Source organism: Sphingopyxis sp. (genome assembly GCF_019459305.1).
Lineage (GTDB): Bacteria > Pseudomonadota > Alphaproteobacteria > Sphingomonadales > Sphingomonadaceae > Sphingopyxis.
In genome coordinates, this window is record NZ_JAIBES010000070.1 from 1 (window position 1) to 8,231 (window position 8,231).

The 8,231-nt window shown below is 63.7% G+C and carries 8 protein-coding genes and 1 pseudogene; 3 read left to right on the forward strand and 6 right to left on the reverse strand.

Features of this window, described 5'->3' with window-relative positions:
* The 5 genes and pseudogenes from K0M74_RS07745 to K0M74_RS07765 form a co-directional block, all read right to left on the reverse strand.
* Nucleotides 1-500 (reverse strand): M24 family metallopeptidase (locus K0M74_RS07745; protein ID WP_293970112.1); only part of this gene is annotated, 500 nt, incomplete at its 3' end.
* A gap of 129 nt (nt 501-629) precedes the next feature.
* Nucleotides 630-932: pseudogene (locus tag K0M74_RS07750) on the reverse strand (Fic family protein); the annotation flags it as partial.
* A gap of 11 nt (nt 933-943) precedes the next feature.
* Nucleotides 944-1,171 (reverse strand): AbrB/MazE/SpoVT family DNA-binding domain-containing protein, encoded by a 228-nt coding sequence (locus K0M74_RS07755; protein ID WP_293970089.1) that lies wholly within the window; start codon nt 1,169-1,171, stop codon nt 944-946.
* Nucleotides 1,172-1,214: 43 nt separating this feature from the next.
* Entirely contained in the window at nt 1,215-3,566 is a 2,352-nt protein-coding gene (gene clpA, locus K0M74_RS07760) for an ATP-dependent Clp protease ATP-binding subunit ClpA (protein WP_293970092.1), read from the reverse strand.
* A gap of 446 nt (nt 3,567-4,012) precedes the next feature.
* A complete protein-coding gene (locus tag K0M74_RS07765) occupies nt 4,013-4,285 on the reverse strand; it encodes a hypothetical protein (protein ID WP_293970096.1) in 273 nt (90 codons plus the stop codon).
* 237 nt (nt 4,286-4,522) lie between these two features.
* Between K0M74_RS07765 and K0M74_RS07770 the strand changes: the two genes are divergently transcribed.
* Complete coding sequence (locus K0M74_RS07770) at nt 4,523-5,995, forward strand: ATP-binding protein (RefSeq protein ID WP_293970099.1); 1,473 nt, start codon at nt 4,523-4,525, stop codon at nt 5,993-5,995.
* A 130-nt stretch (nt 5,996-6,125) separates the two neighbouring features.
* Here the strand turns inward: K0M74_RS07770 and K0M74_RS07775 are convergent, their stop codons facing one another.
* Nucleotides 6,126-6,323 (reverse strand): DUF1192 domain-containing protein, encoded by a 198-nt coding sequence (locus tag K0M74_RS07775; RefSeq protein WP_293970102.1) that lies wholly within the window; start codon nt 6,321-6,323, stop codon nt 6,126-6,128.
* A 97-nt stretch (nt 6,324-6,420) separates the two neighbouring features.
* Between K0M74_RS07775 and K0M74_RS07780 the strand changes: the two genes are divergently transcribed.
* Together K0M74_RS07780 and K0M74_RS07785 are read left to right on the forward strand one after the other, a co-directional pair.
* The gene (locus tag K0M74_RS07780; protein WP_293970105.1) at nt 6,421-7,422 is read left to right on the forward strand and encodes an NAD(P)H-quinone oxidoreductase; all 1,002 of its coding nucleotides are present in this window, start codon (nt 6,421-6,423) and stop codon (nt 7,420-7,422) included.
* Between the two features lie 65 nt (nt 7,423-7,487).
* Complete coding sequence (locus K0M74_RS07785) at nt 7,488-8,054, forward strand: hypothetical protein (RefSeq protein ID WP_293970109.1); 567 nt, start codon at nt 7,488-7,490, stop codon at nt 8,052-8,054.
* Nucleotides 8,055-8,231 lie beyond the last annotated feature (177 nt).

Genomic DNA, 8,231 nt, shown 5'->3' on the forward strand with positions numbered 1-8,231 from the left:
ACGTCGCCCATGCGATTGCCGGGTTTCGCCTGCTCGATACCGAGCATCAGGCATTCATAGGTAACCTCGACGAGGCGCTTCGCCTTGATCGGTACATCGCCGACCAGATACATGCGGCTGGTGTCGCCGTGCCAGCCGTCGATGATCGTCGTCACGTCGATATTGACGATGTCGCCCTCGCGCACCGGCTTGTCGTCGGGGATGCCGTGGCACACGACATGATTGATGCTGGTGCAGCAGCTGTGCGTGAAGCCGCGATAGCCGAGCGTCGCGGGGATGCCGCCGCCATCGAGCATCATCCTGCGGACAAGGTCGTCGATCGCCGCGGTGGTCACGCCGGGTTGGACGAAGGGGACCAGCGCGTCTAGGATTTCGGCCGACAGGCGGCCTGCCTTGCGCATGCCGGCAAAGCCCGCTTCGTCGTGCAGCTTGATCGTGCCGTCGCGCACCGGCGTCGGCGCGCCGGCGTCGGGGGTGGTTACGGAGACATAGTCGTACATGGGAGGGGATATAGCGACTGGAGGCCAAAAAAGCGAGAGGCGGCGGCGACAGCTTTTCGCAAGATGGTCGCGAAACCAGTCCGCGAGTTCGCTTTCCGACAATTCTCTCGCAGCGAGCGCAAGGAAGGTCACGACCGGCTCCGCATCGGTGGCTGTCAAGTAATGGCCGTTCAGTACCAGAAAGGCCTCGCTGACTACCGCGGTGGCACGCTTGTTGCCGTCGACAAAGGGGTCGTTGCGCGCGATGACAAAGGCGAAGGATGCGGTCAGTTCGGCTGCGTCGGGACTGCCGCAAGCGATGACATTTCGCGGCCGCGCCATGGCACTTTCGAGGATGCCGCGATCGCGGACACCTTCGCTGCCGCCATGCTCAGCCATTTGTTCCAGATGGGCAGCCAGAGCGACCTCCAGCGATACCCACATCCATTTCATCGCCGGTATCGTTATTTCGCTGGTTCGCGCCAGGCGCGCTTGCGGCGCGCCATGACTTCGCGTGCTGCAGCCATCTGCGTTTCAAAGTCTGCGTCATAGGGCGCGAGTTCATTTCCGCGTTCGATATTGCGTACCGAAAGCATATCACCCTGCGCTGCGCCAAGCCGCGCAATCAGTTCCTTCGACAGGATCACGGCGGCGCTATTGCCCACCTTAGTGATTTTGAGCGGCGTGTTCATACGTTCGTTATAACACGCCGCCCGGAAATCTTAACGCGGCGTTTTACTCCGCCGCCTTCTTCGCCTTGTCGGCCTTGGGTGCCTTCGTCTTGCCCTTGCCCGCTTTCGGCGGCGCCGAAACGATTTCGAACGCCAGCGGATTGCCGACCTTGGCGTCGTCGCCGGTCTTCATCTTCACCTTGACCTCGCCGCCGTGGACCAGCTTGCCGAACAGCAGTTCCTCGGCGAGCGGCTGTTTGATCTTTTCCTGGATTAGGCGGCCCATCGGGCGGGCGCCGTACAGCTTGTCATAGCCCTTGCCGGTCAGCCATTCGCGCGCCGCATCGTCGAGCTGGATATGGACGTTGCGGTCGGCCAATTGCAGCTCGAGTTCGAGGATGAACTTGTCGACGACGCGCGCGACGACCTCGGGCGGCAGATAGCCGAAGGGGACGATCGCATCGAGGCGGTTGCGGAATTCGGGGGTGAACATGCGCTTCACCGCCTCTTCCTGCACATCCTCGCGCGTCGACTGGCCGAAACCGATCGACTCGCGCGCCATGTCGCTGGCGCCGGCGTTGGTCGTCATGATCAGGATGACGTTGCGGAAATCGACCGTCTTGCCGTGGTGGTCGGTCAGGCGGCCATTGTCCATCACCTGCAGCAGGATGTTGAACAGGTCGGGGTGCGCCTTTTCGATTTCGTCGAGCAGCAGCACGCAATGCGGGTTCTGGTCGATCGCATCGGTGAGCAGCCCGCCCTGATCATAACCGACATAGCCCGGGGGCGCGCCGATCAGGCGGCTGACCGAATGGCGCTCCATATATTCGGACATGTCGAAGCGCTGGAGCGGGATGCCCATGATCGACGCGAGCTGTTTGGCGACCTCGGTCTTGCCGACGCCGGTCGGGCCGCTGAACAGATAGTTGCCGATCGGCTTTTCGGGATCGCGTAGCCCGGCACGGCTCAGCTTGATTGCGGAAGACAACACTTCGATCGCGGTGTTCTGGCCGAACACGACGCGCTTGAGGTCGGTCTCCAGGCTGGCGAGGGTCGCCTTGTCGTCGCTCGACACCGATTTGGGCGGGATGCGCGCCATTGTTGCGATCACGGCTTCGATTTCCTTGGCGGTGATCGTCTTCTTGCGCTTCGACGGGGCGACGAGCATCTGCATCGCGCCGACCTCGTCGATCACGTCGATCGCCTTGTCGGGCAATTTGCGGTCGTTGATGTAGCGCGCTGACAGCTCGACCGCGGCGTTGATCGCATCTGGGGTGTAACGCACCTGATGATGCGCCTCGAACGCGCTGCGCAGACCCGCGAGGATCTTCTTCGTGTCCTCCAGTGTCGGTTCGACCACGTCGATCTTCTGGAACCGGCGCAGCAGTGCGCGGTCCTTTTCGAAATGGTTGCGGAATTCCTTGTACGTTGTCGAGCCGATGCAGCGGATGACGCCGCCTGACAAAGCGGGCTTGAGCAGGTTCGACGCATCCATCGCGCCGCCCGAAGTGGCACCCGCGCCGATCACGGTGTGGATTTCGTCGATGAACAGGATCGCGTGCGGCAGCCCTTCGAGTTCGGTCACAACCTGTTTTAGCCGTTCCTCGAAATCGCCGCGATAACGCGTGCCCGCCAGCAGCGCGCCCATGTCGAGCGAATAGATGACCGCGGGCAGCAGCACCTCGGGAACGTCGCCCTCGATGATCTTGCGCGCGAGACCTTCGGCGATCGCGGTCTTGCCGACGCCGGGATCACCCACATAGAGCGGGTTGTTCTTTGACCGGCGGCAGAGGATCTGGATTGTGCGATCGACCTCGGCACCGCGGCCGATCAGCGGGTCGACCTTACCGATCTTGGCTTTCTCGTTGAGGTTGACGGTGAACTGGTCGAGCGCGGTTTCTTTCTTGTTCTTGCCGCCGCTGTCCTTGTCCTTCGTCTCTTCCTTTTCTTCGGGCTCGGCCTGCGGCGAGGGTTTGCCACCCTTGCCGACGCCGTGGCTGAGGTAGGAGACCGCGTCGAGGCGGGTCAGATCCTGCTGCTGGAGGAAATAGACAGCATAGGATTCGCGTTCGGAGAAGAGCGCGACGAGAACGTTGGCTCCGGTCACCTCATCCTTGCCCGACGACTGGACGTGCAGGATCGCGCGCTGAACGACGCGCTGGAAGCCGCTGGTCGGCGACGGATCGCTGTGCCCTTCTACCTTCAGGCTGTCGAGTTCGGTGTCGAGATAGTGAACGACCGCCGATTGCAGGTCGTCGACCGCAACGCCGCAGGCGCGCATCACTTCGGCCGCATGGTCGTCGTCGATCAGCGCGAAGAGCAGATGCTCCAACGTCGCATATTCGTGGTGACGCTCCGATGCGGCTTTCAGCGCATTGTGCAGGGTCTTTTCGAGGCTCTCCGAAAAGGACGGCATGGACTTTTCTCCTTGCGAGGCCCGCCGGGGGAGAGAGGCGGCCCCTAGGAACACAAGGTGGCGATGCCGCCGCCGCCCTGCAAGGGAAAAGCGGATGGCGTTTGTGAAATTACGATGACGGGGTTGCGGTATGATTAACGGAAGGTTGATATTTTCGTTCGCGCTCGCGCAGCTTTCATCCAAAGTTGTCAAACTTGTCGATAGAACCACCCCGCAAGGGGCGGGGGTGCGAGTCGGCGGAGGATCGGTGATCTATGACTGTGGCAGCCTATGCGGGTGTAATTTTGTAGCAAAGTTTTTTTGATTTCGGCTTCGGGGTGGATTGAGGTCATCACCAATAGTCGTCGCCCCCGCGCAGGCGAGGGCCGTCATCGGCCTTTTCGTCCGTCGTGGCGTAAACCGGCAGCGGCCCCTGCCTGCGCGGCGGCGACGGCTAGTTTTGGTCGTTAGCCGCCGCCATCACCTTCACCCGCTTTATCCACGATATCCATGAAGTCGCGCGCGGTGTTGCGCTCGCCTTCATCCTTGAACGCGACATCGAGATCGGGCGCCACGCCGAGCATGTACATCAGCGTCCATAAAGCGAAGCGGCGGCCAGGGTTGGCCTCTAAACCGAAGTCGACGCGCATGCGTTCGGTTCCTGAGGCGTGCGCCTCGGGGTGGATCGCCGACAGGTCGGCGGTGCCAAAATAGCGGCGGAGTTGGTCGTCGAAATCCATGGGGGTTCTTTTGGCTGGATTTGCTCGATTGGCAAGTTGTCCCGCCGAACGCATCCTCAGGCCCGTTCGTGCTGAACTTGTCGAAGCACCATATCTTCTTCCTGCGTTGCCGAAAGAAAGAACGGCCCTTCGACGAGCTCAGGGCAAATGGCTTATCGGTTTGCATATGAGGAAAAATCGGCTCGCTCGAACCCGGCTCGGTTGTCATTCATACGGTCGCCCGATAGGGCGACGCCTGTGAAGACCAGCATCGACATCGGGACCGACGCCGCGGGGCAGAACGTGCGCATCGACGTGCAGGAGCTGCTGGCGACGCGGCTGCTTGTCCAGGGCAATTCGGGGTCGGGCAAGTCGCATCTGCTGCGCCGCATCCTAGAGGAAAGCGCCGCGCTGGTGCAGCAGATCGTGATCGATCCCGAGGGCGATTTCGTGACGCTGGCTGATGCGTACAGCCATGTCGTGATCAACGGCGGCGATTATAATGAGCGCGAGATTGCGGCGATGGGCGCGCGCATTCGCGAACATCGCGCCTCGATCGTGCTCAGCCTCGAATCGCTCGACATCGAGGCGCAGATGACCTGCGCCGCGGCGTTCTTGAACGCGCTGTTCGATGCGCCGCGCGAGCATTGGTTTCCGGCGCTGGTGGTGGTTGACGAGGCGCAGATGTTTGCGCCGAGCGTCGCGGGCGACGTGTCCGACACCGTCCGCCGCGCCAGCCTGTCGGCGATGACGAACCTGATGTGCCGCGGGCGCAAGCGCGGGCTGGCGGGGGCGATCGCGACGCAGCGACTGGCGAAACTGGCGAAGAATGTCGCGGCCGAGGCGAGCAATTTCCTGATGGGGCGCACGTTCCTGGACATCGACATGGCGCGCGCCGCCGACCTGCTCGGCATGGAGCGGCGGCAGGCCGAGGCGATCCGCGATCTGGAGCGCGGGCATTTCCTGGGACTCGGTCCGGCGATTTCGCGCCGCCCACTCAGCATCCGTATCGGCGCGACGCAGACCGCGACGCGGATGGGGACGCACAGCCTGATGCCGCTGCCGGTGGCGGGCGCCGCCGACATGCGATCGATGTTGTTCACCGAGATGGAAGCACCGGTGGCGCCGCGGATGTTCGCGCCCGAGCCCGAGCCGGTCGCGGCGAGCGAGGTGCTCGAACGCATTGCAGCGGTCGAGGGACTGCACGAAGACCGCGACGCCCCGGTGGTGCTCGACATTGTCGCCGCGGTCGAAGAGGCCGAGCAGAGCGACGGGGTGGTGGTCGCGATGCTTGCGGAGATGCTGGCCGACCCTGACAGCGTGTTTCAGCCCGAAGCCTTTTTGTATCAGGATTTTTCGGTGCGCTGCCGGATGGCGAAGCTGAAGAAGGTGCCGCTCGATCTGGCGGCGTTTCGGCGCCGCTTTGCGCTGGCCAAGGGCGGGGTGTTCGACCCAGCGGAGCCACGCTGGGCGGAGGCATTACGCGTCGCCGAGCGGCTGCCCGACGATATGCTCGCGCCGTTTTTACAGATTGCGCGCGCGGCGATCGGCGGCGAACCCTGTCCCGACGACGATGTGCTGGGGCGTGCTTATGGTAGTCACTCGCCGGGGCGCATCCGGCGGCTGGTCGAATATATGGAAAAGCAGGGCGCGATCGTGGTGCGATCCGATTTCGGGGGGCGGCGTTCGATCGGTATTCCCGAGCTGGGGCTGAGTACCGAGGCGGAGTAGGCGATCCTCTCGTCACCGCGACTGTCATATAAACCGTTCGTGCTGAGCTTGTCGAAGCACCGTCCTTCTTCCCGACGCGGAAGGGAAAGAACGGTCCTTCGACAAGCTCAGGGCGAATGAGTGCGCCGCCTTACCCCTTTTTGAACAGCGCGTCGGCGATCGCCTTGTGGCTCGTCGCGGCGGCGCGGTGCGCCTTGATGCGCTCGATTTCGGTCTCGAGCGTCGCGATACGGTCATCGAGTTCGCTCACCGACAGCGGGTCGAGCGGTTGCCGGGTCAGCGCCGCGAGAATATCGTCGCGGCGGCGGGGAAGGTCGTCATCGTCCATGGCGGTTCCTCCTGAACAGCCTCGCGACTGTTGACCCGGTGCGCCACGCTGTCAATAAGGTGGCCGTAGGGCGAAGTAAAATGTGGGGAAAATCAACGTGACCAGCCTGCCAGCGAGCATGACCGCGATCGCCATCAGTGCGCCCGGCGGACCCGAAGTCCTGGTGTCGCAGCAGCGCCCGGTGCCGCAGCCGGGGCTGGGCGAGGTGCTGATCCGCGTCGCCGCCGCGGGGGTCAACCGCCCCGATGTGCTGCAACGCATGGGTTTTTATCCGCCGCCGCCGGGGGCATCCGACCTGCCGGGGCTAGAGATCGCGGGGACGATTGTCGCGGTCGGCCCGGGCGGCGATCACGAATTGCTGGGGCAGGCGATGTGTGCGCTGGTCGCGGGCGGTGGCTACGCCGAATATTGTACCGCGCCGGTGGGCAGCTGCCTGCCGGTGCCGAAGGGCTTTTCGATGGTCGAGGCAGCGGCGCTGCCCGAAACGGTGTTCACCGTGTGGCATAATCTGTTCGAACGCGCGTGGATCGCTGAGGGAGAGACGGTGCTGGTCCACGGCGGCACCAGCGGCATCGGCACCACCGCGATCGGTTTGTGCAAGCTGTTCGACATCAAGATCATCGTGACGTGCGGCAGCGCCGATAAATGTGCTGCCGCTACGGCGCTCGGCGCCGATCTGGCGGTCGATTATTCGAGCGAGGATTATGTCGAAGCGGTCAAGGAGTTCACGGGCGGCGAGGGCGTTGATGCGGTGCTCGACATGGTCGGCGGCGATTATCTGCCGCGCAACCTGGACTGTCTTGCCGAAGATGGCCGCCACGTCACCATCGCGTTCCAGCGCGGCGCGAAGGTCGAGATCGACATCAGCCAGCTGATGCGGCGGCGGCTAACCATGACCGGATCGACGCTGCGGGCGCGCAGCACCGACTTTAAGGCGGCGCTGGCGGACGAAATCCACCGCACCTTGTGGCCGCGGCTGGCCGAGGGCGGGTGGAAGCCGGCGATGGACCAGATTTTCTCGCTCGCCGACGCCAGCGCCGCGCACGCGCGCATGCAGGCGGGCGAGCATGTCGGGAAGATTGTGCTGGCGGTAAGGTGATCGGCGGAACGAAAGAGGGGCCTGGCGGTTAGCTAAGCAAGCTGACCATAAGGATATTCCCTCAAATGAATTTGCCGAACTCCATCCGTGCGTTATTCGTTCCTGTTACCGCCATCGCATTTGCTCTGGCCGCATGTTCATCGCCGTCGGACAATGAGGCATCGACGGCGACGTCCGACAAAAGCAGCGGTGTGGCCGCCAATGGCGGACTGCCCCCAATCCAGCCGGCCGACGAGCCGACGCGCGGTGGCGACGGGACGCCCATCGAGCTGGCGGCGCTTGGCGAAGCCGATCTGGCCGGCGCGCGGCTGAAGGGCGAGCTAGGGTGCAGCTTTGCCGCCGATGCTGCGACGCCGCCGATCCTGTTCGCCAAGGGCAATGTCGCGACGCAGGACCCGGCGCGCGGGATCATCAAGGTTGGCGATACGATCGCACCGATTGCGGTGACCGGCGGCTATGATGCGATGGTCGATGGCGCCAATTTTTTCTCCGAAGGCCTGCAGCTTCGCGTGGCGCTGACCGGTGCGGCGCAAGGTGGCGGCGAATCGCCGCCGCGTCCCGCAACGCTGACGCTGAACCGGGCCGACGGCGCGCGGCGTGTCATCGCCGGGCTGTGGCAGTGCGGTCCGTAACGCTGGCCGCATGATACCCAGCCGGATCTCCCGGCAATGAACCCCTGAGATTCCGCCTCTTGCCCTTGCGCGCAGCAGGGTTTACAGCCGCGTCCAATGTCTGGCCGCCCCCCGAGGGGCGGCCCGTATTATTTACGCTTTGTGAAATCGCCATGGGCACCGCCCACGCCCCCCCCC

Excerpts from the sequence above, each read along its gene's own strand:
- K0M74_RS07775 (WP_293970102.1), bottom strand. The coding sequence starts at position 6,323 with ATGGACGATGACGACCTTCCCCGCCGCCGCGACGATATTCTCGCGGCG.
- K0M74_RS07765 (WP_293970096.1), bottom strand. The coding sequence starts at position 4,285 with ATGGATTTCGACGACCAACTCCGCCGCTATTTTGGCACCGCCGACCTG.
- K0M74_RS07755 (WP_293970089.1), bottom strand. The coding sequence starts at position 1,171 with ATGAACACGCCGCTCAAAATCACTAAGGTGGGCAATAGCGCCGCCGTG.
- clpA (WP_293970092.1), bottom strand. The coding sequence starts at position 3,566 with ATGCCGTCCTTTTCGGAGAGCCTCGAAAAGACCCTGCACAATGCGCTG.
- K0M74_RS07785 (WP_293970109.1), top strand. The coding sequence starts at position 7,488 with ATGAATTTGCCGAACTCCATCCGTGCGTTATTCGTTCCTGTTACCGCC.